Raw genomic sequence first — 24,187 nt, 5'->3', positions numbered from 1 at the left:
CTACAAACCACTCTTGCCAAGTTGGCGAGCATTGTTCCGACTCCTATGGGGCCAAATGATTCCCCAACAGGTCCAGGACAAGTCTCTACCTAAGTCAAAACGGACCAACGAACGCTGATCCCCGTAGCGCGCGATTATCTAGTAGGCCGCGTTACAACGCATCAGGCGCAACAAAGTATTTCTCGCGAAAAACCCCTGTTTTCAGTGAAAAAGCGCTTAAAAACTTGTTTCAAGCGCTTTCAGGTCTGTAACAGGAAGGTAACCGGGCCATCATTGACCAGGTGCACCTGCATATCCGCGCCGAATCTACCTGATGCCACTGTGCCATGCACCTGTTTCGCTTTCCCTAATAGATAGTCGAAAATCTCCTCGCCCAGCGCCGGAGGGGCAGCGGTCGAAAAACTCGGGCGCAACCCGTTTTTGGTGTCGGCGGCCAGGGTGAACTGAGAGACCAGCAGCAACCCGCCACCGACGTCCGCCAGGGACAGATTCATCTTGCCCTCGGCGTCACTGAACACACGATAGTTAAGCAGCTTATGCAGTAGTTTGTCGGCGCTGGCCCGAGTATCCTCGGGCTCGACCGCGACCAGCACCAGCAAACCCTGATCGACGGCACCGACCACCTCCCCCTCTACCTCGACTCGCGCGCCACGCACGCGTTGCAACAGGCCCTTCATGCTTCTTCAGGGGACAGGTCGAGCAAGCGCCGGGCCATCTGATCGGCGGCGCGCACCAATGCATCGGTAATGCCCGGCTCGGAAGCGGCATGCCCGGCGTCACGGATGACCTGCAGTTCACTGTTCGGCCAGTTCTGATGCAATTCCCAGGCGTTATCCAGCGGGCAGATCACGTCATAACGACCGTGCACGATCACGCCCGGCAAATGGGCGATCTTGCCCATGTCGCGGATCAGCTGGTTCGGCTCGAGGAACGCATTGTTGGTGAAGTAATGACATTCGATGCGGGCAATCGACAACGCGCGCTGCGGCTCGGAGAAACGATCGACCACCAGCGGGTTCGGGCGCAAGGTCGCGGTCCGGCCTTCCCAGGTGGACCAGGCTTTGGCCGCGTGCATCTGGGCGATCTGATCGTTGCCGGTCAGGCGCTTGTGGAAAGCACTGAGCAAGTCTTCGCGCTCATCCATCGGGATCGGCGCGATGTAGTCCTGCCAGTAATCAGGAAACAGACGACTGGCGCCTGCCTGATAGAACCACTCGATTTCCTGCGGACGGCAGAGAAAAATCCCGCGCAGAATCAGACCGTGCACACGCTCCGGGTGGGTTTGCGCGTAGGCCAGCGCCAGGGTCGAGCCCCACGAACCGCCGAACAGCACCCATTTGTCGATGCCCAGGTGCTGGCGAATCCGCTCAAGGTCGGCGACCAGATCCCAGGTGGTGTTGTTTTCCAGGCTGGCGTGGGGGGTGGAGCGACCGCAACCGCGCTGATCGAAGGTGACGATGCGATACAGGTTCGGATCAAAAAAACAGCGACTCTGCGCATCACACCCGGCGCCGGGGCCGCCGTGGATGAACACCACCGGCAAACCTTCCGGTGAACCGCTTTCGTCGACATACAGGGTGTGGGTTTCATCGACGGCCAGATCGTGCCGGGCGTGGGGTTTGATCTGCGGGTACAAAGTCTGCATTGCGCGCTCCGTATGGGGTCGAGGTCATCCCTGGGGGGACTTCTATTATTCTGCCGTCCGGCATCATAAACCCGAATTACGCCAATGAGCATGCCCTTGCTGAGTCAGAGTTCAGCCACCCGTTTTTTCAGCCAGATAACCGAGCAGCGTTTCATAGAGCGCATCGACTTCGGCGACCTGTCCACGCCCCCGCAAACAGCCGTGAACCAGGCCCTCGCCGTAATAAACGGTCACGGCCACGCCGGCGGCATTCAGTCGCTCGGCGTAGTGCACGCCGTCATCGCGCAGCGGATCGAATTGCGCCACAGCGATCAGCGCCGGCGGCAAGCCACCGAGATCTTCGGCGAGCAACGGCATCGCATAGGCACCCGGCTGTCGACTGCCGCGCAAGTACAAGGTGTGATAACAGTCCACGTCGCTGCTGCTGAGCAACGGCGCGTCGACGCATTCGCTGCGCGACGCCAGCCGCTGGTCGCCACCGAGTCCCGGATAGATCAGGACTTGCGCCGCGGGCAGTGGCTCACCCGCATCACGCAAGGCCAGGCAAAGCGCAGCGGCGAGATTGCCCCCGGCACTGTCGCCAGCCACCAGCGTTCGTACAGGATCGAGCTGGAATGGTCCGGTTCGCAGCGCCCGCCACACACCCAGGCAATCGTTGAACCCCGCCGGAAACGGATGCTCCGGCGCCAGACGGTAATCGACGGCGATCACCAACACGCCAAGCGTCGACGCCAGTTCGGCGCAGATGAAGTCGTGGGAATCCAGATCCCCCACCACCCAACCGCCGCCGTGCAGATACACAATGCACGGACTACCGCCGGTCGACGGTGAAACTGGCGGCTGATATGAGCGCACCGGCACGCCGGCCAGTTCGAAATCCACCACGTACAGCCCGGCGGGACGCGGCGGGGTGAATGCCCGGCACATCTCGCTGTAGGCCCCGCGCAAACCGGCGAGGCTGCTGTCGGTGCTGTTGAAGCTGACGGTTTTCTCGACGAACGCCAACATTTGTGCGGATAGCGGGTAAGTAGACATGAGTCTGGTGCCGAGATGTTGTGGAGAGTGGCGCAACCCTGTAGGAGCGAGCCTGTGTGGCGAGGGGATTTATCCCCGTTGGGTCGCGAAGCGGCCCCAAAATCTGTGACTGCGTTGTTCCAGTTAACCGCATTCACCTCATTTGCGACTGCTTCGCAGCCGAACGGGGATAAATCCCCTCGCCACAGACTCGCTCCCACAGGTTTTGCGATTACGGTCAGTTTTTCAGGCTGGCCTGAACGGTGGCGACGCCGTCCTTGCCGTCAAAACTGCTGACACCGGCCAGCCAGCGCTGCAAATCTTCCGGGTGATCACGCAGCCATTGCCGGGCAACCTCCTGCGGCGTCTTGCGCTCCATGATCGGCACCATCAGCTGGCTTTCCTGAGCGGCGGTGAACGTCAGGTTCTCCAGCAAGCGGTTCACGTTCGGGCAGCGCTCTGCGTAATCCGGTGAAGTCACCGTGGAGACCGTGGCGGCCCCTTCGTTCGGCCCGTACACATCTTCGCTGCCAGTCAGGTAGGTGATCTTCATGTTGATGTTCATCGGGTGCGGGGTCCAACCGACGAACACCACGAATTCCTTGCGGTTCACTGCCCGCTGAACGGCGGCCAGCATGCCGGCCTCACCGGACTCGATCAGTTTGAAATCCTTCAAGCCGAAGTGATTGGTCTCGATCATGGTTTTGATCGTGGTATTGGCGCCGCTACCCGGCTCGATGCCGTAGATCTTGCCGCCGAGCTTGTCTTTGAATTTGGCGATGTCGGCGAAGGTTTTCAGCCCGGCGTCGGCGACGTACTGCGGCACGGCGAGCGTTGCCTGGGCGTCTGCCAGACTCGGCTTGGCCATGACTTTCAGCTGATTGGCCGCCACGAACGGCGCGATATTGTTGTCCATCGCCGGTTTCCAGTAACCGAGGAAGATGTCGAGGCGCTTGTCGCGGATGCCGGCGAAGATGATTTGCTGCACGGCGCTGGTTTGCTTGCTTTCGTAGCCCAGCCCGTTGAGCAGCACATCGGCCATGCCACTGGTGGCGATCACGTCGGTCCAGTTGACCACGCCCATGCGCACGGCTTTGCAGGAAGCATCGTCACTGGCCAGAACACTGGTGCTCAGAAGAGCGGTACCGCAGAGGATTGAGAGACAGCGGGTGAGCAAACTTTTGGTGCTTGTCATAGAGGGCGTTCTCGTGCGGCAGCGGATTGTTGTGGGCTCGGTGTCTTTGTGCACCGTGCCCGGAACATTACGCAGCGTCGAGAGGGGAAAAGCGAACTGTGGCGACCGAGATTTGCACGGTGGCGACAGAATCGAAAAGGTATCGGGGCGTATGTAACCCTGTGGCGAGGGGGCTTGCCCCCGTTGGGCTGCGGAGCAGCCCCAAAAAATCTGCGACCGCTTCGCGCTCGAACGGGGGCAAGCCCCCTCGCCACAAAAAGCCCCCTCCCAATAGAGTTATTCGGCGTAGCGCTTTTCACCCCAGGCGAGCAACCCTTGCAGCAATTCCTTGAGCACCACTTGCGTAGGCGCCGCCAGGTCCGGGCGATAGCGGAACGGCTCGAATTCTTCCATGTAGGTGCACTGGCCCAACTCCAGTTGCACCGCATGAATGTTTTCCGCCGGATTGCCGTAATTCCGGGTGATGTGGCCGCCCTTGAAACGCCCGTTCAGCACATGGCTGTAGTCGCCGTGTCGCGCGCAGATCGCTTCCAGTTGAGTGGCCAACTGTGGATCGCAACTGGCACCGTTGAATGTGCCGAGGTTGAAGTCCGGCAGCTTGCCGTCAAACAGGTGCGGGATGATCGAACGGATCGAATGCGCATCGAACAGCAGTGCATAGCCGAATTCGGCTTTCAACCGCGCCAGTTCGCTCTGCAGCGTGCTGTGGTACGGCGTCCAGACCTGTTCCAGATAGGTCGCGCGTTCTTCTTTCGAAGGCTCCATGCCCTCACGGAACAACGGAATGCCGTCGAACAGCGTCGCCGGGTACAGGCCAGTGGTCGCGCCTGCGTACAAAGGCTTGTCGTCGGACGGTCGGTTCAGGTCGATGACAAACCGCGAGTACTCGGCGGCCAGCGTACTGGCGCCCAGCTCTGCGGCAAATTCGTAAAGCTGCGGGATGTGCCAGTCGGTGTCCGGCAGGCTTTTCGCGTCGGGGATCAACCCGGCTTCGACCGCCGGGGTCAGGCGCAGGCCAGCGTGGGGCATGCTGATCAGCAGCGGCACGCGACCTTGTTTGAAGTTCAGAACCTTATCCACAACTGTTCTCCTAAACGCTCGTTTCGACGCCGTGACGCACGACGCGTTTTTCCAGATCACCGCCCAGCCAGTACGACAGGTCGGCAGGGCGATCGATTTGCCAGGCGACGAAATCCGCGACCTTGCCCGCTTCCAGCGAACCGTGCGTCTGGGCCATGCCCAACGCGGTGGCGGCATGAATCGTCGCTCCGGCCAGGGCTTCTTCCGGGGTCATGCGGAAACAGGTGCAGGCCATGTTCAACATCAAACGCAGCGACAGCGCTGGCGAGGTGCCGGGATTGAGGTCGCTGGCGATGGCGATTTTCACGCCGTGTTTGCGCAGGGCATCCATCGGCGGCAATTGGGTTTCACGCAGGAAGTAGAACGCGCCGGGCAGCAACACGGCAACGGTGCCCGACTCGGCCATGGCGATGGCGTCTTCTTCGGTCATGAACTCCAGGTGATCGGCAGACAATGCGTGATAACGCGCCGCCAGACTCGAACCGTGCAGCGATGACAATTGCTCGGCGTGCAGTTTCACCGGCAGACCGAGCTCTTGTGCGGTGATGAACACCCGCTCTACCTGCGCCGGCGAGAACGCCAGGTATTCGCAGAATGCATCCACCGCGTCCACCAGGCCTTCGGCAGCGAGTGCGGGAAGCATCTCGGCGCAGATGTGATCGATGTAGTCGTCGGCGCGATCCTTGTATTCCGGAGGCAACGCGTGAGCCGCCAGGCAAGTGCTGCGCACGCTGATCGGCAGTTCGGCGCCGAGGCGACGGGCGACCCGCAGCATCTTGCGTTCGTTGGCCAGATCGAGGCCGTATCCGGATTTGATTTCGATGCTGGTGACGCCGTCACGCATCAGGCTTTTCAGCCGCTTGGCGGCACTGGCGAACAGCTCGTCTTCGGTTGCTGCGCGGGTGGCGCGTACGGTGCTGGCGATGCCGCCACCGGCCGCCGCGATTTCCGCGTAGCTGACGCCTTGCAGGCGCTGTTCGAATTCACCGCTGCGGTTGCCGCCGAACACCGTGTGGGTGTGGCAGTCGATCAGGCCCGGGGTGACCCAGGCCCCTTTCAAATCATTGACGGCCGGGTATTCGCCCGCCGGCAGTTCAGCGCGTGGGCCGATCCACTCAATGAGCGCACCTGACGTCACGATGGCCGCATCCTCGATGATCGAGTAGACGCCTTGCGCCATGGTTGCGACGTGGCAGTGTTGCCAGAGAGTTTTCATCCCGAATTCCTCGTCTTGTTCAAAATCGATTCGCGGGCAAGCCTCGCTCCTGCAGGTTCTACGCGATCCATTGTAGGAGCGAGGCTTGCCCGCGAAGAGGCCATCACAGGCTAGGCAGCAACTTCGTCGAAACCAGCTCATTCAGGCAACGCGTGGCCAACAACTCAGTCGCCGCATTGATGTCCGGCGCAAAGAAGCGGTCCTTCTCATAGAACGGCACTTCTTTACGCAGAATCGCCCGGGCTTTTTCCAGCTTCGGCGAGGTTTTCAGGCCATTGCGCAAGTCCAGTCCTTGCACCGCGGCCAACCATTCCACCGCCAGCACACCGCGAGTATTTTCAGCCATTTCCCACAGGCGCTTGCCGGCAGCCGGAGCCATGGAAACGTGGTCTTCCTGGTTGGCCGACGTCGGCAGGCTGTCCACCGAATGCGGATGGGACAACGCCTTGTTCTCGCTGGCCAGTGCCGCAGCGGTCACTTGGGCGATCATGAAGCCCGAGTTCACACCGCCATTGGCCACCAGGAACGGCGGCAGTTGCGACATGTGTTTGTCCATCATCAGCGAGATGCGGCGCTCGCTCAGCGAGCCAATTTCAGCGATGGCCAGGGCCATGTTGTCGGCGGCCATGGCCACCGGTTCGGCGTGGAAGTTACCGCCAGAAATCACGTCGCCTTCAGCGTCAAATACCAGCGGGTTATCCGAGACGGCGTTGGCTTCGACAGCGAGCACTTCGGCGGCCTGACGGAACTGAGTCAGGCAGGCGCCCATGACTTGCGGCTGGCAGCGCAGGGAGTACGGGTCCTGAACCTTTTCGCAGTTCTGGTGCGAGTCAGACACTTCACTGCGCTCGCCCAAGAGATCGCGATAAGCGGCAGCAGCGTCGATCTGGCCTTTCTGGCCACGCGCGGCGTGGATGCGAGCGTCAAACGGCGAGCGCGAGCCCAGTACCGCTTCGACGGTCAGGGCACCAAGGGCCAAAGCACCGGCAAACAGATCTTCGCCTTCGAACAAGCCACGCAACGCATAAGCGGTGGAAACCTGAGTACCGTTGAGCAGTGCCAGGCCTTCTTTCGCCGCCAGCGTCAGTGGGGTCAGACCGGCGACTTTCAGCGCTTCGGTCGCTTCCATCCACTCACCCTTGTAGCGCGCCTTGCCTTCGCCCAGCAGGACCAGCGACATGTGGGCCAATGGCGCCAGGTCACCGGAAGCACCGACCGAACCTTTCAACGGAATGTGCGGGTAAACCTCGGCGTTGATCAGGGCGATCAGCGCGTCGATCACCACGCGGCGAATGCCGGAGAAACCACGGCTCAGGCTGTTGACCTTGAGCACCATGACCAGGCGCACCAGCGCGTCGCTGATCGGCTCGCCGACGCCGGCGGCGTGGGACAGCACCAGCGAGCGCTGCAGGTTTTCCAGGTCTTCGCTGGCGATGCGGGTCGAGGCCAGCAGGCCGAAACCGGTGTTGATGCCGTAGGCGGTGCGGTTCTCGGCGAGGATCTGTTCCACGCAGGCAACGCTGGCTTCGATCTGCGCCGAGGCGCTGTCGTCGAGGGTGATCCGGACCGGTTGCTGATAGATATCACGCAGTTGGGCAAGGCTCAGTTGACCGGGAATCAGGTTTAGCGCAGTCACTTTTATTCTCCTTTTGAGAGTTTTTATTAACTAACCAGACGCTCCGGAAATGTCCGTTGTCCGTCGCTTCCCGACTTTGTGAGAGGGGCTGGCGCCTTGGCACGCTGGTGTTGTGGATTTCAGTTCAGATTGGGTAATGCCTTGTGCAGCAAAATCGGGTCTTTCAACACACCGGCAGCAGCGGCGATGTCCGGTGCCAACCAACGATCCTGGTCGTAGGCCGGGACTCGCTCACGCAGCAGACGCCAGGCGCTATCCGTGCCGGCGCCGAAGCGTTGCTCTTTGAGGAATTCAAACGCCTGGGCCGCCAGCAGGTACTCGATCGCGAGGATCTGCGTGCAGTTTTCCAGCGCGCGATGCAGCTTCAACGCGGCGTTGGTGCCCATGCTCAGGTGGTCTTCCTGCAGGCCCGAAGTGACGTAGTTATCGAGCACCGCCGGTTGCGCCAATTGACGGTTTTCCGCACACAGCGAAGCGGCGACATATTGCACGATCATCATTCCGGAGTTCACCCCCGGATTGGCCACCAGGAACGCCGGCAGACCGCTGACATGCGGGTTGATCAAACGGTCGAGACGTCGCTCGGCGATGGAGCCGATTTCCGCCATGGCGATGGCCAGCAAATCAGCGGCCATGGCCACGGACTGACCGTGCGGGTTGGCCTGGGACATGATGCGGAAATTGTCCGGTGTGCCCAGCAACAACGGGTTGTCGGTGCAGCCGTTGAGTTCGGTTTCGATCTGTTGGATCGCGTGCGCCAGTTGATCCCGTGCAGCGCCGTGGACCTGCGGAATAGAACGGATGCTCAGCGCATCCTGGGTGCGGATGCCTTTGCTCGACGCAATCACTTCACTGCCATCGAGCAACGCCCGCAGATTGATGCCGACCTGTTGCATGCCCGGATGCGGCTTGAGGGCGATGATCTCGGCATCGAACGCTGCGATCTGGCCGCGCTGGGCCTCGAAGCTCATGGCGCCGATCACGTCGGCCCATTGCAGCAGGCGCGTGGCATCGGCAATCGCCAGGGAGCTGAGGCCGCTCATGCACGGCGTGCCGTTGACCAGGCACAAGCCGTCTTTGGCGCCGAGTTGAACCGGCTGCAGACCTTCTTCGGCCAGGGCCTGTTGCGCAGAAACAATCTGCCCGCGATAGCTGACATTGCCGACGCCCAGCAGCGCGATGCCGATGTGCGCCATGTGGGTCAGGTAACCCACCGAGCCCTGGGACGGTACTTGCGGGGTGATACCGCGATTGAGCAGCGCCAGCAGCGCTTCGACTACCCGGCGATGAATGCCGGACTTGCCGTGGCTGTAGTTGCGGATCGCTGCGCACATGATCGCGCGCGTCTGTTCGTCGGCCAGTGGCGCGCCAACGCCACAGGCGTGACTGAGCAAGGTGTTGCGCGACAGCTGGCTGAGTTGTTCGTCCTTCAGCGAAACGTTGCACAGCGCGCCCAGACCGGTGTTGACGCCGTAGGCGCGTTCGCCGCTGGTAACGATGCGCTGGACGATCGCCTGAGCATTCTCGATCCGCGCCCAGGCCTGGGTCGACAGCTCGAGCTGTGCGCCGTGGCGAGCTACTGCGACCACATCCTGCCAACGCAACGGGGCGTCGGCGATTACGATTTTTTCAGCCTGGGACATCTGGAGCCTCATACCAATTCTGTTGAACACTGAAACCCTGTGGCGAGGGGATTTATCCCCGTTGGGCAGCGAAGCGGCCCCAAAACCTACCGCCACAGTTTCTCAGGCATAACGCGTGTACTGGTTTACGACTGCTTCGCAGCCGAACGGGGATAAATCCCCTCGCCACAAAAGCGTTTAAACCACCGCCGCCCGCCGCTGCACGAACCGGTCGACATACTCATCCGCCGGGGAATGCAGGATCTCTCGCGGCGTGCCGACCTGAATCAGGCGGCCATCCTTGAGGATCGCGATGCGGTTGCCGATACGCACGGCTTCGTCGAGGTCGTGGGTAATGAAGACGATGGTCTTGTGCAGGGTCTTTTGCAGCTCCAGCAACTGGTCCTGCATCTCCGCGCGAATCAGCGGATCGAGCGCACTGAACGCTTCGTCCATCAGGATGATGTCGGTGTCTGCCGCCAGTGCACGGGCCAGGCCTACACGCTGACGCATGCCGCCCGAAAGCTGATGCGGGTATTTGTTTTCGTAGCCTTTCAGGCCCACGGTGTTGATCCAGTGCAGCGCGCGCTCGGAGCACATCTGCTTGGTCTCGCCACGCACTTTCAGGCCGTAGGCGACGTTGTCCACCACGGTCTTGTGCGGCAGCAGGCCGAAGCTCTGGAACACCATGCTGATCTTGCGCCGGCGAAATTCGCGCAGGGCTTCCATGTCGTATTGCAGGATGTCCACGCCATCCACCAGGATCGCGCCGCTGGTCGGGTCGATCAGGCGGTTGAAGTGGCGCACCAGGGTCGATTTGCCGGAACCGGACAGGCCCATGATCACGAAGATCTCACCGCTACCGATGCTCAACGACAGGTCGTTCACGCCGACCACGCAGCCGGTTTCGGCCAGCACCTGATCCTTGGTCTTGCCCTGGCCAATCATGCCCAGCGCTTCCTTGGAACGGTTGCCGAAAATCTTGAAGACGTTTTTGACTTCGATTTTGCTGATGGCTTCGTTACTCATTTGCTCACCTCATGCCGTGCACGACCGTACGCCTGTGTAATGCGATCGATCACCACTGCCAGAATCACGATCGCCAGACCGGCTTCAAGGCCACGTCCGACGTTGAGGGTCTGAATCCCCACCAACACATCTTCACCGAGGCCACGGGCACCGATCATCGAGGCGATCACCACCATCGACAGGGCCATCATGGTGGTCTGGTTGATCCCGGCCATGATGCTCGGCAGGGCCAGCGGCAGTTGCACGCCGAACAGTTGCTGCCAGCGGTTGGCACCGAAGGCGTTGATCGCTTCCATCACTTCGCCGTCAACCTGGCGAATGCCCAGATCGGTCAGGCGGATCAGCGGTGGCGCCGCGTAAATCACCGTGGCGAAAATCGCCGGAACCTTGCCCAGACCGAACAGCATCAGCACCGGGATCAGGTACACGAAACTCGGCATGGTCTGCATGATGTCCAGCAACGGCATCAGCACCGAACGCAGGCGATTGCTGCGCGCCGAGAGAATGCCCAGCGGAATGCCGATCAGCACCGAAATGACCGTCGCCACCATCATCAGCGCGAGGGTCTGCATCAGCTTGTCCCAGAGGCCGACCGCACCCACCAGGAACAACAGACCGACGATGACGGCAGTGGTCACGACCTTGCGGGTCGCGTGCCAGGCAATGCCCGCCACGATCGCCAGCATCAGCCACCAAGGCGCCGCACGCAGCAGCCCTTCAAGATTGACGATGGCCCACAACAGGGTGTCGGAGATGTGCCGGAACACGTCGCCGTAGTTGGTGACCAGCGAATCGACCCAACCGTTGACCCAGTCGGCGATGGAAAAGGTAAAGCTTTCGGGAAACATAAAGAGACTCTCAATCAAGGGGTTGCGGTTCAGCGTCCGACTGCCGTTACCGGCAGTCGGAGAGGCTCAACCTACAAGGCCGCGTCGATCTTTTTGGCTGCGTCTTCGCTCACCCATGCGTGCCAGACTTCAGGATGTTCCTTGAGGAAGATTTTCGCCAGTTTTGGTGACTCGATCCGCTCTTTGGCCATGCGCCCGAGGTTCTGGTTCAGCAGGTCGATCGGCAGGTTGACCTTTTCCAGCACGGCCACCAGTTCCGGGGCTTGCTCGTGGAAGGCCTTGGACACGCCGACCTTGATGGTCACTTGCTTGTTCACGCCTGGTTTCTCTTCGAGTTTCACCAGGTCAACCTGGCCCATCAGCGGCGTTGGCGACCAGTAGTAGAACAGGATCGGCTCGCCACGTTTGTAGCTCGACAGCACCGCGGCATCCAGCGCCGGGCCGGTGCCCGGGCGGAAGTTGGTGTAGCTGCTTTCCAGGCCGTAGCTTTTCAGCATTTCGCTGTTGTCCAGCTCACAGGTCCAGCCGGCCGGGCAGTTGTAGAAACGGCCCTTGGCAGGCTCTTCGGCATCCTTGAACACCGAGGCGTATTTGGCCAGGTCAGCAATGTTTTTCAGGTCCGGGGCCTTGGCTTCCAGCTTGCGCTTGGCGTCGCCTTCGATCACGTAGCGCGGCACGTACCAGCCTTCGACTGCGCCTACGACAGGGGCGCCGATGCCAACGACTTTGCCGGCCTTCTCGGCCTTGTTCCAGACTTCGCTGCGGCCGACCCACTCTTCGGCAAACACTTGAATGTCGTTGCTGCTCAGGGCGTTTTCCATGGTGATGGAGTTGCCCGGCAGGCTGTCGGTCTTGCAGTCGTAACCTTTCTCCAACACGACTTGCAGCACGTCGGTCAGCAACATGGCGCTTTCCCAGTTCAGGCCGGCGAATTTCACCGGTTTGCCCGACTCGCACCAACCGGCAGCCTGAGTGGCGCCGGCGCTGGCTAGCAGGCCCATGGAAAGCAATGTGGTCAGCAGGGTCTTGTTCGATTTCATTGTAGTGACGCTCCTAATCATGAATTGGCTTACGGCAGTCAAGAGGCATCCAGCCCTATCCACGTCCAATCAGGCCTGCGCCGCAGCGCGACCGGCCCCGCTTGTTTTAGGTTGTACAGCGCTGTCCTGCTCGACCGGCAGAATCAGGTGATCGGGCACGCTGCCGTGCCATTTTTTCGCACACACGTAATACAGGGCTGCAGGAATCACCAGACCGATGATCCAGGAAATATCCACATCACCCAGGGCTGCCACCAGCGGACCGGTATAGAACTTGGTGGAAATGAACGGCAGTTGCACCAGCACACCGAACACATAGACGCTGATACCGAGCATGTTCCAGCGACCGTAGCGACCGTTCGGATCGGACAGCGCCGGCACGTCATAGCGCTCGCGGGTGATGCAGTAGTAGTCCACCAGGTTGATCGCGCTCCATGGCGTAAAGAACGCCAGCAGAAACAGGATGAAGGACTTGAACGCACCGAGGAACGAGTGCTGGCCGAGCAACGCCATCAGAGTCGCAGCACCGACGATGACCAGCACGAAGAGTAGACGCTGCAAGCGCGTTACTTTCAGGTCACCACGGAAGCCGCTGATGATGGTCGCAATGCACATGAAGCTGCCGTAGGAGTTCAGCGTGGAGATGGTGACCTTGCCGAACGCGATGCTGAAATACAGCAGCGCAGCAGTGGCACCGGTACCGCCCAGGCCAACGATGTAGGCTACTTCGTGGCCGGCGAATTGCCCGTTGGCCGAAGCGGCAGCGAACACGCCGAGGACCATCGCCACCTGTGCACCAATCACCGAACCTGCGCCCGCGGCAAAAAAAGTTTTCACCGAGGAAACCTTGCTCGGCAGGTAGCGGGAGTAGTCAGCCACATAGGGGCCGAAGGCGATCTGCCAGGACGCCGCGAGCGACACCGCAAGCAAGAAACTGCTCCAGCTGAAGTGACGTATTTCCAACAGTGCGCCAACGTCAACCTGGCTCACCAGACGGCTGAACAGGTAAACAAAGGCAATCACGCCAATGACACTGGCCACACGGCCGATCCAATGGATCACCCGATAACCGAGCACCGTGACCAGCACGATGACACTGGCGAAAAGCAGGATACCGACGGTGTCGCTGACGCCAAACAACTGGCCCAGCGCCTGGCCGGAAAGCACGGTGCCTGTTGCAGTGAAGCCCAGGTACATCAGGCACACCAGAACGATCGGGATGGCCGCGCCATAAACGCCGAACTGTACCCGGCTGGAGATCATCTGCGGCAGGCCAAGCTTGGGCCCTTGCGCCGCGTGCAGCGCCATTACGCCACCGCCGATCAGTTGACCGATCAACAGGCCGATCAACGACCAGAACACATCACCGCCCAGCACCACGGCCAGGGCCCCGGTGACAATCGCGGTGATTTGCAGGTTGGCACCCATCCACAGGGTGAACTGGCTCAACAGACGACCGTGTCTCTCCGCTTCCGGGATGTAGTCGATCGAGCGTTTCTCGATCAACGGTTTACTGCCTGCACGTTCGTTGTTAACTGCCATGGTTCAACCTCTGTGGATTGTTATGGGAAGCCATTGTGGAACTGCTTTTTTGTGGGAGCGGGCTTGCTCGCGAAAGCGGTGGATCAGCCAGCACAGATGTTGAATGTGCCGGCCTCTTCGCGAGCAAGCCCGCTCCCACAGGTAAAGCAATCTGCGTTACTTGCCGGTAATCATCGGCAGGTTCAGCCCTTGTTCCTTGGCGCAATCGATCGCGATCTGGTAACCCGCATCGGCGTGACGCATGACACCGGTCGCCGGGTCGTTGTGCAGAACGCGAGCAATACGCTCGGCCGCTTCGTCAGTACCGTCGCAGACAATTACCATGCCCGAGTGCTGGGAGAAGCCCATGCCGACGCCGCCGCCGTGGTGCAGGGAAACCCAGGTCGCGCCGCTCGCGGTGTTGAGCAGAGCGTTGAGCAGTGGCCAGTCGGACACGGCGTCGGAACCGTCCTGCATGGATTCGGTTTCCCGGTTCGGGCTCGATACCGAACCGGAGTCCAGGTGGTCGCGACCGATCACGATTGGCGCGGACAATTCACCGCTGCGAACCATTTCGTTGAACGCCAGACCCAGCTTGGCGCGCAGGCCCAGGCCAACCCAGCAGATACGTGCCGGCAGACCCTGGAAGCTGATGCGCTCGCGTGCCATGTCCAGCCAGTTGTGGAGGTGCGCGTCGTCCGGGATCAGCTCTTTTACCTTGGCGTCGGTTTTGTAGATGTCTTCAGCGTTACCCGACAGCGCAGCCCAACGGAATGGGCCGATGCCGCGGCAGAACAGCGGGCGGATGTAAGCCGGTACGAAGCCTGGGAAGTCGAATGCGTTTTCCACGCCTTCTTCTTGCGCCATCTGACGGATGTTGTTGCCGTAGTCGAAGGTCGGAATGCCCATTTTCTGGAATTCGAGCATCGCTTTAACGTGCACGGCCATCGATTGCTTCGCGGCTTTGACCACGGCAGCAGGCTCGGTCTTGGCGCGAGCGCGGTACTCTTCCCAGGTCCAGCCGGCCGGCAGGTAACCGTTGAGCGGGTCGTGGGCGCTGGTCTGGTCGGTGACCATGTCCGGGCGCACGCCGCGCTTGACCAGTTCCGGCAGGATTTCAGCCGCGTTACCCAGCAGAGCGATGGAAATCGCTTTGCCTTCCTTGGTGTATTTTTCGATGCGGGCCAGCGCGTCGTCGAGGTCGGTGGCTTGCTCGTCGACATAACGGCTGTTCAGGCGGAAATCGATGCTGACCTGCTGGCATTCGATGTTCAGCGAGCAAGCGCCGGCCAGGGTAGCGGCCAGAGGCTGAGCGCCACCCATGCCACCCAGGCCTGCGGTCAGGACCCAACGACCTTTCAGGTCATCGTTGTAGTGCTGGCGACCAGCTTCGACGAAGGTTTCGTAGGTGCCCTGGACGATGCCCTGGCTGCCGATGTAGATCCAGCTGCCAGCGGTCATCTGGCCGTACATGGCCAGGCCTTTGGCGTCGAGTTCGTTGAAGTGTTCCCAGCTCGCCCAGTGCGGCACCAGGTTGGAGTTGGCGATCAGCACGCGTGGGGCGTTGGTGTGAGTCTTGAACACGCCGACCGGCTTGCCGGATTGCACCAGCAGGGTCTCGTCATCGTTCAGGTTGGTCAGGCTTTCAACGATCTTGTCGTAGCATTCCCAGTTACGCGCCGCACGACCGATACCACCGTAAACCACCAGTTCTTTAGGGTTCTCGGCGACTTCAGGGTCGAGGTTGTTCATCAGCATGCGCAACGGCGCTTCAGTCAGCCAGCTCTTGGCGGTCAGCTTGTTACCGCGGGCAGCGCGGATTTCAACGTCACGAAACTTAGTAGGTTTAATGTCAGTCACGAAAAAGACTCCTCAGCGATCAATCCAAACCAACCCTGGCGGTGGGTAACCCAGCCTGTGCACGTCAAAGCGACACAAGCGAATCAGTGGACGTTGCGGGGAGTCTCGATCGACTCATACGCATACGTCTTTACTTGTACATACAAGCATATGCAATCAAGCGGCCAACTTGTTGGATGAGCATTCAAGAAAAATTCTGAACGGGCTGAGAAGCCTGTAGATCAAGGGTTTTGAGGAAGATGAAATTTTTCGGGGGGATTTTGAGAAGGGGTGACGGCTTGTTACCTGAGCGTGGTTTTGCGCCACGCTGGGGCGTTCGGTAACAAGTTGGTGCGCTTTGAGAAACAGGAAAGGTGATTGCTTTTGTGGCGAGGGGGCTTGCCCCCAATGGGTCGCGAAGCGGCCCCAAAAATGGGGCTGCTGCGCAGCCCAACGGGGCGGTGCGACGTTTCGCTAAATCCCCTCGCTACATAAGATTTCTTCAGCAGTTAACCGCGTGCAGTGAGTTCGATCACGCAGCAGGCGCCGTTGCTGGAGACTTCCAGCAGGCCGGTGTTACCGACAAGTTGCAGGCAATCATGCCGGCCGAGTAGCGAGGCGCTATTACCGAGCTTCACTTCCAGCGCTTCGCTGACACTGAACACCAACACAGTCCCGGCCTCGCTGAAAAACCGCTGCTCGCCGTCCAGCCATTGCAGCCGCGCGCGGTATCGCTGTGGCGCATAAATCAGGTTGAAGTCGCGAATCGGACCACCCATCAACGTGCAGGACACCTGGCTTTCGCCGCTGAAGGCGAACGGGTCCGGCGGTAACAACGGCCGCGTGACCTGGCCATCCACCGACAAGGTCATGCCGTCGCCCTGCAACACGGTGATGATCCGCTCGTAACCGGCGAAGGTGGAAAATCCGCCCGACTCGCCGATATCGGCAATCGACAGGCGCCAACCGAAGCCATCAAGGCCGGTGCCAGCGTCGCGGGTGATTTCTTCAGTGCTTCCGCCGCCGTTTTTCCATGGCATGCGTGGGTAATCGATGGCTCGTAGAACCTTCAAGCTACTCATTTGTGAAAGCGTCCTTCCAGACGATGACGGGAACCTGGGTGGATCAAACGGGCGGCAGTCACTGGCTGGCGGCCGGACCAGGTGCGGCGACGGATCAGCAGGCACGGCTCGCCCTTTTCAATCTGCAGCAATTTGCACTCGCTGGCCTCGGCCAGAATCGCCTCGACCACGTGCTCACCTTCGGTCAGCGGCGCGACCTGGTTCAGGTAGGCGTAAGGCGTTTGCAGGGTGAAATCCTGCTTGAGGTAATCGGGCGCCACCAGCGCGTTGACGAAACGGTCTTCGATTTGCACCGGAATGTCGTTTTCGAAATGCACGATCAGCGAATGGAAGACCTTCTGGCCTTCACGCATGTCCAGGGCCAGGGCGCGCTCGGAACCGGCGGCCTCTTCTTCAAGGGTGATCACCTGGCACGTATGGCGATGGCCACGGGAGGCGATTTCGTCGGCGATGTTGTGCACTTCAAACAGCGCGGACTGGCTTTTAGGCTCGGCGACGAACGTGCCGACGCCTTGCATGCGCACCAACAGACCGTCGGCAGTCATCTCGCGCAGTGCGCGATTGATGGTCATGCGGCTGAAACCGAGTTGGCTGACCAGCTCGCTTTCCGACGGAACGCGGTAGTGCGGCGGCCAGTTTCCACTGTCGATTTGCTGGGTGATCATCTGTTTGACGCGGGCGTACAAGGGCGCCGGACTGTCGCCCATGTTCGCGGCCAACGGTGACACTGTAGGCGGAGTCGGCACGGTTAATCCTTGGTCATTTGGTAGAGGTTGCTAGCTTGCCGGAGTTTACCGAGCAGGCAAACGTCTGTATATGTATATACAAATAACACACGATGGGGTGCTGAACCATGTCCGCCTTCTTTGCCGAACGCGCGCTGCTGCCTAGTGGATGGGCCAACAATGTACGTCTTGAGGTCAGCGCCGACGGCGTATTGACCCATATCCAGGCCGATTCCAACGCAGATGGCGCCGAACGGCTCAGCGGTCCGCTGTTGCCGGGGATGCCAAACCTGCACTCCCACGCGTTCCAGCGGGCGATGGCCGGATTGGCCGAAGTGGCCGGTAATCCGAACGACAGTTTCTGGACCTGGCGCGATCTGATGTATCGGCTTGTCGGAAAAATCAGCCCGGACCAGCTCGGCGTCATCGCCCGTCAGCTGTACATCGAAATGCTCAAGGCCGGCTACACCTCGGTGGCGGAATTTCATTACGTGCACCACGACACCAGCGGCCAGCCTTACGCAGATCCTGCCGAGCTGGCGCTGCGCATCAGCCAGGCGGCCAGTTCCGCCGGTATCGGGCTGACCCTGCTGCCGGTGCTCTACAGCCATTCCGGATTCGGCGGCCAGACCCCGAACGAAGGCCAGCGTCGGTTTATCAACAGCACTGAAAACTACCTGAAGCTTCAATCGCGCTTGCAGCCGATCCTTGCGCAGCAACCGGCGCAGTCGCTGGGTTTGTGTTTCCACTCGTTGCGCGCGGTGACACCGCAGCAGATCAGCGAAGTGCTGGCGGCCAGCGATAAGCAGTGCCCGGTGCACATTCACATCGCCGAACAGCAGAAGGAGGTCGATGACTGCCTGAGCTGGAGCGGCCGTCGTCCGTTGCAATGGCTGTACGAAAACACTGAAGTCGATCAGCGCTGGTGCCTGGTTCACGCGACCCACGCCAATCCGGAAGAAGTCACGCTGATGGCCAAGAGTCGCGCCATCGCCGGCTTGTGCCTGACCACCGAAGCCAACCTTGGCGACGGGATTTTCCCGGCCGTGGATTTCCTCGCCCAGGGCGGGCGCATGGGCATCGGTTCCGACAGCCATGTGTCATTGAGCGTGGTGGAAGAATTGCGCTGGCTGGAATACGGCCAGCGTTTGCGCGATCAACGGCGTAACCGGTTGTATGGCGCGAATCAGCCTATGGTGGGTCGCACGCTGTATGACGCGGCACTGGACGGCGGCGCGCAGGCGCTGGGTCAACCGATTGGTGCGCTGGAAGTTGGCAAGCGCGCGGATTGGCTGGTGCTGGACGGTAGCGATCCGTACCTGGCGACCGCCAGTGGTGACGGGATTCTCAATCGATGGTTGTTTGCCGGTGGCGATCGCCAGGTGCGGGATGTACTGGTCAATGGCCAGTGGGTTGTGCGGGATGGGCGTCATGCTGGCGAGGAAGAAAGCAGCTGGGCGTTCACCCAGGTTCTGCGCGACCTCTTAGGCTGACACCAAACGAAATATGGGAGCGGGCTTGCTCGCGAAGGCGGTCTGTCAGTCAACAGTGATGTTGAATCTGACGTCCCCTTCGCGAGCAAGCCCGCTCCCACATTTGCTATGCGGTGACCGCTAGTTCGAGGTCTTGGCCATCTGCGTGTCCGTCGCACGCCAGATCAGTCGCGTCGTGTCATACCCCTGCTGACGCGCCTTGCTCAGCAGTTCTTCGCGCACGACCCCGTTGACCGTCGGGGTTCGCGACAGCAGCCACAGATAGCGGCGGCTCGGGTCGCCGACGATGGCGGTCTTGTAGTCATCGCTGACAAACAACACCCAGTATTCACCCTTCGCCACACCCGGAATCAGGCGCGAGAACCAGTTGTCGAACTCGACCCACAACTTGTCGGTCTTGCCCGGCACTTGCGGATACGCCGTACCCTTGGCCTCTTCCCACTGCCAATCCGCCGTCAGGCAGCGGTTCAGCACCAGCACGTTACCGTCAGGCTTGAGCGTGTAATGGGCTTCGGATTGCGCGCAGTTGCGCTGGAAATACATCGGCAGACGCGCCAACTCGTACCAGGTCCCTTGGTACTTCTTCAGGTTGACGCTGTTGACGGTTTTCGGCGCCAACGGATCTTCGCCAGACGTGGCGCAGCCGGCCAATACCAGGCCGGCAAAAAGGAGGATCAATAACCGCTTCATTGTTTTTCTCCCGCGGGCGCATCGCCCCGGTTTACTTCAGGCCTTGGCCGGAAAACATCAACACTTTGTCACCGGCGTACTGCACGCTGATAAAGCTGTTCTTGTCGCCCCAGGTGCAACTGGACATGCCGAGCGCGCCCGAGCAGTCGGTGGGCTTGCCCAGCAAGGTTTCAACCTCGGCCTTGGGCATGCCTGTCGACAGCTTCGAATAGTTTTCCTGATTGATCTTGCCGCATGCAGCCAACAACACGCAGAACGAAAGCAAAGCGATGGAACGCAGCGACATGGTGTAGCTCCTGGGGCGAAGGGGAATGGCATGCTGCCAAGCAGAAGCTTAGAAGAGAAAACCCCTGTCTGGTTCCCTGACCAAGCGCCTATTTATCGGGCCGCTCGTCTGCCTTTTGCCGAAAAATCAGCCACTTTCTTTCGCTGTCGAGCATTTCGTCGGTTTTGGCAAAAGTCGCCTAATCTTTGGCGCCGGCCAGTCGACATAAAAGCAGCGCAAAGCCTGTTCCTGTGGCACATTGGCGCCCCTTGTTGACCAGCCCCTCCGCGGTAGCTCATTTAATGACCAGAAATATGAAGTTCAGCCACAAGATCCTGCTGGCTGCTGCCCTCGTGGTGGCCGTCGCATTTGCTTGTTTCATCCTTTTCAACGACTACCGCCAGCGGCAGACCCTGCGCAGCAATACCGAATCGTCGATGCAGGAACTCGGCAGCCTGACCACCAGCAACATCCAGACCTGGCTGGAGAGCCGCATTCAGTTGCTGCAATCGATGTCCCAACAGATCGTGGCGGATGGCAGTGCACCGGCCAACCTCAAGCGCGCTATCGACCTGCCCGCCTACACCAGCAACTTCCAGCTGAGCTATTTTGGCGGCACCGACGGTGTGATGTTTTCGGTCCCGGCCGGCAATCGCGCTGCGGACTACGACCCTCGCGCACGCGGCTGGTACAAGGCAGCCAACAGCGCGCAACAGACCATCGTCACCGAACCGTACATCGCTGCGTCTTCCGGCAAACTGGTGATCACCGTCGCCACGCCGGTGCAGCGTCAGGGCCAGATGATCGGCGTCGCCGGCGCCGACATTGACCTGTCCAGCGTCAGCGCGATCATCAACTCGCTGAATTTCGGCGGTCACGGTCATGCGTTCATCGTCGGCGCCGACGGCAAGATCCTGATTCACCCGGACAGCAAACTGGTCCTCAAGAACCTCGCCGAGGCCTACCCGAACGGCGCCCCGCAAGTCAGCCCGGGGATGAAAGAAGTCGAGATCGACGGCAAGCGCCAGTTCATCTCCTTCACCCACGTCAACGGCGTGCCGTCGGCAAACTGGTACGTCGCTCTGGTGCTGGATCAGGACACCGCGTTCTCGATGATCGGCGAATTCCGCACCTCGGCGATCATTGCCATGGTCATCGCCGTGGTGATCATCATTGCGTTGCTGGGCATGCTGATCAGCTTCCTGATGCAGCCGCTGCTGACCATGGGGCGCGCCATGCATGACATCGCCGAAGGCGAAGGTGACCTGACCAAACGCCTGACCATTCACGGCCATGACGAATTCGGTGCGCTGGGCACCTCGTTCAACCGTTTCGTAGAACGGATTCACGCCTCGATCCGCGAAGTGTCCTCGGCCACCGGCCAGGTCAACGAAGTCGCACTGCGCGTCGTCGCCGCATCCAACTCGTCGATGTACAACTCCGACCAGCAAGCCTCGCGCACCAGCAGCGTGGCCGCAGCGATCAACGAACTGGGCGCCGCCGCCCAGGAAATCGCCCAGAACGCCGCCCTCGCCTCGCAGCACTCCAGCGACGCGCGCGCCCTCGCTGAAGACGGTCAGCAGGTGGTGGATAAAACCATCGCGGCGATGCAGCAGCTCTCGGCGAAGATCAGCGATTCGTGCGGCAACATCGAGACGCTCAACAGCAACACAGTGAACATCGGACAGATTCTGGAAGTGATTACCAGCATCTCGCAGCAGACCAACCTGTTGGCCTTGAACGCCGCCATCGAAGCAGCCCGGGCCGGTGAAGCCGGTCGTGGTTTTGCCGTGGTGGCCGACGAGGTGCGCAACCTCGCCCACCGCACGCAGGATTCGGCGCAACAAGTGCAAAAGATGATCGAGGAGCTGCAAGTCGGCGCTCGCGAAGCAGTGAGCACCATGACCGACAGCCAGCGCCAGAGCGAAAGCAGCGTGGGCATAGCCAACCAGGCCGGCGAGCGACTGGGCAGCGTGACGCAGCGAATCGGCGAGATCGACGGAATGAACCAGTCCGTGGCGACAGCGACCGAAGAGCAGACCGCCGTGGTGGAATCGATCAACGTCGACATCACCGAGATCAACACGCTGAATCAGGAAGGGGTGGAGAACCTGCAGGCGACGTTGCGTGCGTGTTCTGACCTTGAACAGCAGGCGGCGCGGTTGAAGCAGTTGGTCGGCAGCTTCAGAATCTAAGGCGCTTTCACTGGCCTCATCGCGGGCAAGCCCGCTCCCACAGGAATAGTTCGGTGGACACAAATTTTGTGTACGACTGAGATTACTGTGGGAGCGGGCTTGCCCGCGATGACGGCATCAGCCACGACTAAAATCTAAAACCGTGAGCCTGGCTTCGAAAGAAACGCCACTTCCTCCGCCGTAGACTCCCTTCCCAACACCGCATTGCGATGCGGAAACCGCCCAAACCGCGCAATCACCTGCTGATGCTTCTCGGCATAGCTCAGATAGTCGGTGAAGAGTTTCCGCTCGGCCTCTGGCTGCTGCGCCACAAGATCGATATACCGCGAGACCGCTTCATTCTGCACCGCCAGGTTCTCGCAATGCTCAAACACCAGGTAGATGAACACCCGCTGAATTGGCCGCAACTGCCGATCGAAATCCGCAGCAATGCCTTGCGCCACCAGTGCCTGAGCCCTGAGATCGCCGGAAAAGGATTTGGGAGAGTCGCGAAAGATCATTCGCGGGAGTTGGTCGAGCAACAGCACCAGTGCCAGCCAACCTTCAGGGCGTTGCGCCCAGTCAGTCAATCCGCCGGCCAGTGCCTGCTCGACCCAGTCCCCGAAACGCTCGAACGCTTCGAGGTCCTGACTGTCTCGCTTGCCGAACCATAACTTGCCCTTCTCAGCCGCTGTTTCGATGGGTGATTCGGAGCTTCCGAACCACCATTCGAGCAACGGCTGCCAGGGCGCGGTCATGGTTTATTCCTTGTGGTAAGCCGTGACGCGTGAGACTTCTTCTTTCGAACCGAGGAACACCGCTACGCGCTGGTGCAGGCCTTCCGGCTGAATGTCGAGGATGCGCTGGTGACCATCGGTGGAGGCGCCGCCGGCTTGTTCGACCAGGAACGACATCGGGTTGGCTTCGTACATCAGGCGCAGTTTGCCCGGCTTCGACGGCTCGCGGCTGTCGCGTGGGTACATGAACAGGCCGCCACGGGTCAGGATACGGTGCACGTCGGCGACCATCGCGGCGACCCAGCGCATGTTGTAGTTCTTTTTCAGCGGGCCTTCGTCTCCAGCCAGCAATTCGTCGACGTAACGTTGTACCGGCGCTTCCCAGTGACGCTTGTTGGACGCGTTGATCGCGAATTCCTGCGTGGACTCCGGGATCGTGATGTCTTCATGGGTCAGCACGAAGCTGCCCATTTCACGGTCCAGGGTAAAGCCTTTCACGCCATTGCCCAGGGTCAGCACCAGCATGGTCTGTGGGCCGTAAATCGCGTAACCGGCGGCAACCTGCTGAGTGCCTGGCTGCAGGAAGGCCTTTTCGTTCAAAGGCTCGTTCTGGGTCAGGTATTCGTTCGGGCAACGCAGCACCGAGAAGATCGTACCGACCGGCGCGTTGATGTCGATGTTCGACGAACCGTCCAGTGGGTCGAATACCAGCAGGTACGCGCCTTTCGGGTATTTGCCCGGGATCTGGTAGGCATTGTCCATTTCTTCGGACGCCATGCCGGCCAGGTGACCGCCCCATTCGTTGGCTTCGAGCAGGATGTCGTTGGACATCACGTCGAGTTTCTTCTGCACTTCACCTTGGACGTTTTCGGTGCCCATGCTGCCCAGAACACCACCCAGGGCGCCTTTGGACACGGCGTGGCTGATTTCCTTGCAGGCACGCGCCACCACTTCGATCAGGAAGCGCAGATCGGCAGGGGTGTTGTTGCTACGGGTCTGCTCAATCAAATAGCGACTCAGGGTAACGCGGGACATGGAAGGCTCCGGTGGAATGGGGGGCTAAAAACCCGCGCAGTTTAACGCGAGTCGGGGCGCATTTCCTCCTATCAGACGTGGAACACCCAATAGAGTTCATGTGCCGGGTTTAGCGTAGTTCGAAACGGGCCGGATGTGGACCGGCGACAGGCGGCAGTTTTTCAGACTTTCTTTGTCTGACAGTCAGTCTTCGCGGGCAAGCCCGCTCCCACAGGTTTCGCGTCGTACGCGATTTCGACATACGACGCAAAACCCTGTGGGAGCGGGCTTGCCCGCGATCTGGCGCGCAGCGCCAGCCATC

General features: G+C 60.5%; 21 protein-coding genes and 1 pseudogene. 3 read left to right on the top strand and 19 right to left on the bottom strand.

What is annotated here, in order from left to right:
* Positions 1-239: 239 nt before the first annotated feature.
* The 15 genes from dtd to hutC form a co-directional block, all read right to left on the bottom strand.
* Positions 240-677 carry a D-aminoacyl-tRNA deacylase gene (gene dtd, locus J2Y86_RS19720; RefSeq protein WP_253435170.1) on the bottom strand — a complete coding sequence of 146 codons (438 nt, stop codon included), beginning with the start codon at positions 675-677 and terminating at the stop codon, positions 240-242.
* A complete protein-coding gene (gene pip / locus J2Y86_RS19715; protein ID WP_253435167.1) occupies positions 674-1,645 on the bottom strand; it encodes a prolyl aminopeptidase in 972 nt (323 codons plus the stop codon). Before pip ends, dtd begins: the two co-directional genes overlap by 4 nt.
* A 111-nt stretch (positions 1,646-1,756) precedes the next feature.
* Positions 1,757-2,680: an alpha/beta hydrolase gene (locus tag J2Y86_RS19710; RefSeq protein WP_253435164.1), complete on the bottom strand. Its 924-nt coding sequence runs from the start codon at positions 2,678-2,680 to the stop codon at positions 1,757-1,759.
* A 217-nt stretch (positions 2,681-2,897) separates the two neighbouring features.
* On the bottom strand, positions 2,898-3,854 hold the full coding sequence (locus tag J2Y86_RS19705) for a choline ABC transporter substrate-binding protein (RefSeq protein WP_253435160.1): 957 nt from the start codon (positions 3,852-3,854) through the stop codon (positions 2,898-2,900).
* Between the two features lie 276 nt (positions 3,855-4,130).
* Entirely contained in the window at positions 4,131-4,934 is an 804-nt protein-coding gene (gene hutG, locus J2Y86_RS19700; protein ID WP_253435157.1) for an N-formylglutamate deformylase, read from the bottom strand.
* A 10-nt stretch (positions 4,935-4,944) separates the two neighbouring features.
* Positions 4,945-6,150: an imidazolonepropionase gene (hutI, locus tag J2Y86_RS19695; RefSeq protein WP_253435155.1), complete on the bottom strand. Its 1,206-nt coding sequence runs from the start codon at positions 6,148-6,150 to the stop codon at positions 4,945-4,947.
* 103 nt (positions 6,151-6,253) lie between these two features.
* Positions 6,254-7,786 carry a histidine ammonia-lyase gene (gene hutH, locus J2Y86_RS19690; RefSeq protein WP_253435152.1) on the bottom strand — a complete coding sequence of 511 codons (1,533 nt, stop codon included), beginning with the start codon at positions 7,784-7,786 and terminating at the stop codon, positions 6,254-6,256.
* Positions 7,787-7,905: 119 nt separating this feature from the next.
* Positions 7,906-9,429, bottom strand: a complete 1,524-nt coding sequence (hutH, locus tag J2Y86_RS19685) for a histidine ammonia-lyase (protein ID WP_253435149.1) — start codon at positions 9,427-9,429, stop codon at positions 7,906-7,908.
* Positions 9,430-9,606: 177 nt separating this feature from the next.
* A complete protein-coding gene (locus tag J2Y86_RS19680; protein ID WP_253435146.1) occupies positions 9,607-10,437 on the bottom strand; it encodes a quaternary amine ABC transporter ATP-binding protein in 831 nt (276 codons plus the stop codon).
* The gene (locus tag J2Y86_RS19675; RefSeq protein ID WP_253435143.1) at positions 10,434-11,285 is read right to left on the bottom strand and encodes an ABC transporter permease; all 852 of its coding nucleotides are present in this window, start codon (positions 11,283-11,285) and stop codon (positions 10,434-10,436) included. The genes J2Y86_RS19680 and J2Y86_RS19675 overlap by 4 nt, the downstream gene beginning before the upstream one ends.
* 71 nt (positions 11,286-11,356) lie before the next feature.
* Entirely contained in the window at positions 11,357-12,325 is a 969-nt protein-coding gene (locus J2Y86_RS19670) for an ABC transporter substrate-binding protein (RefSeq protein WP_253435141.1), read from the bottom strand.
* A 69-nt stretch (positions 12,326-12,394) separates the two neighbouring features.
* Positions 12,395-13,867 (bottom strand): purine-cytosine permease family protein, encoded by a 1,473-nt coding sequence (locus J2Y86_RS19665; RefSeq protein WP_253435139.1) that lies wholly within the window; start codon positions 13,865-13,867, stop codon positions 12,395-12,397.
* A gap of 156 nt (positions 13,868-14,023) precedes the next feature.
* Complete coding sequence (gene hutU, locus J2Y86_RS19660; RefSeq protein WP_253435135.1) at positions 14,024-15,706, bottom strand: urocanate hydratase; 1,683 nt, start codon at positions 15,704-15,706, stop codon at positions 14,024-14,026.
* A 488-nt stretch (positions 15,707-16,194) separates the two neighbouring features.
* A complete protein-coding gene (locus J2Y86_RS19655; protein WP_253435133.1) occupies positions 16,195-16,767 on the bottom strand; it encodes a HutD/Ves family protein in 573 nt (190 codons plus the stop codon).
* Positions 16,764-17,474: a histidine utilization repressor gene (gene hutC / locus J2Y86_RS19650; protein WP_174602685.1), complete on the bottom strand. Its 711-nt coding sequence runs from the start codon at positions 17,472-17,474 to the stop codon at positions 16,764-16,766. The genes J2Y86_RS19655 and hutC overlap by 4 nt, the downstream gene beginning before the upstream one ends.
* A gap of 146 nt (positions 17,475-17,620) precedes the next feature.
* Here hutC and J2Y86_RS19645 point away from each other — a divergent pair, with 146 nt between their 5' ends.
* Entirely contained in the window at positions 17,621-18,985 is a 1,365-nt protein-coding gene (locus J2Y86_RS19645; protein ID WP_253435130.1) for a formimidoylglutamate deiminase, read from the top strand.
* A 120-nt stretch (positions 18,986-19,105) separates the two neighbouring features.
* Here J2Y86_RS19645 and J2Y86_RS19640 read toward each other — a convergent pair whose 3' ends face one another.
* Together J2Y86_RS19640 and J2Y86_RS19635 are read right to left on the bottom strand one after the other, a co-directional pair.
* Positions 19,106-19,675 (bottom strand): lipocalin family protein, encoded by a 570-nt coding sequence (locus J2Y86_RS19640; protein ID WP_253435116.1) that lies wholly within the window; start codon positions 19,673-19,675, stop codon positions 19,106-19,108.
* A 31-nt stretch (positions 19,676-19,706) separates the two neighbouring features.
* The gene (locus tag J2Y86_RS19635) at positions 19,707-19,961 is read right to left on the bottom strand and encodes a hypothetical protein (RefSeq protein WP_007907841.1); all 255 of its coding nucleotides are present in this window, start codon (positions 19,959-19,961) and stop codon (positions 19,707-19,709) included.
* A 281-nt stretch (positions 19,962-20,242) separates the two neighbouring features.
* Here J2Y86_RS19635 and J2Y86_RS30480 point away from each other — a divergent pair.
* A pseudogene (locus J2Y86_RS30480) lies at positions 20,243-21,280 on the top strand (HAMP domain-containing protein); the annotation flags it as partial.
* A gap of 90 nt (positions 21,281-21,370) precedes the next feature.
* A complete protein-coding gene (locus J2Y86_RS30475; protein WP_375538756.1) occupies positions 21,371-22,135 on the top strand; it encodes a methyl-accepting chemotaxis protein in 765 nt (254 codons plus the stop codon).
* A gap of 134 nt (positions 22,136-22,269) precedes the next feature.
* Here J2Y86_RS30475 and J2Y86_RS19625 read toward each other — a convergent pair whose 3' ends face one another.
* Both J2Y86_RS19625 and J2Y86_RS19620 read right to left on the bottom strand, forming a co-directional pair.
* Complete coding sequence (locus J2Y86_RS19625; protein ID WP_253435096.1) at positions 22,270-22,872, bottom strand: DUF924 family protein; 603 nt, start codon at positions 22,870-22,872, stop codon at positions 22,270-22,272.
* Between the two features lie 3 nt (positions 22,873-22,875).
* Positions 22,876-23,886, bottom strand: a complete 1,011-nt coding sequence (locus J2Y86_RS19620; RefSeq protein WP_253435084.1) for a class 1 fructose-bisphosphatase — start codon at positions 23,884-23,886, stop codon at positions 22,876-22,878.
* Positions 23,887-24,187 lie beyond the last annotated feature (301 nt).

This window comes from Pseudomonas migulae (genome assembly GCF_024169315.1).
Taxonomy (GTDB): Bacteria; Pseudomonadota; Gammaproteobacteria; order Pseudomonadales; family Pseudomonadaceae; genus Aquipseudomonas; species Aquipseudomonas migulae_B.
This window is presented reverse-complemented; position numbering and strand designations above follow the sequence as displayed.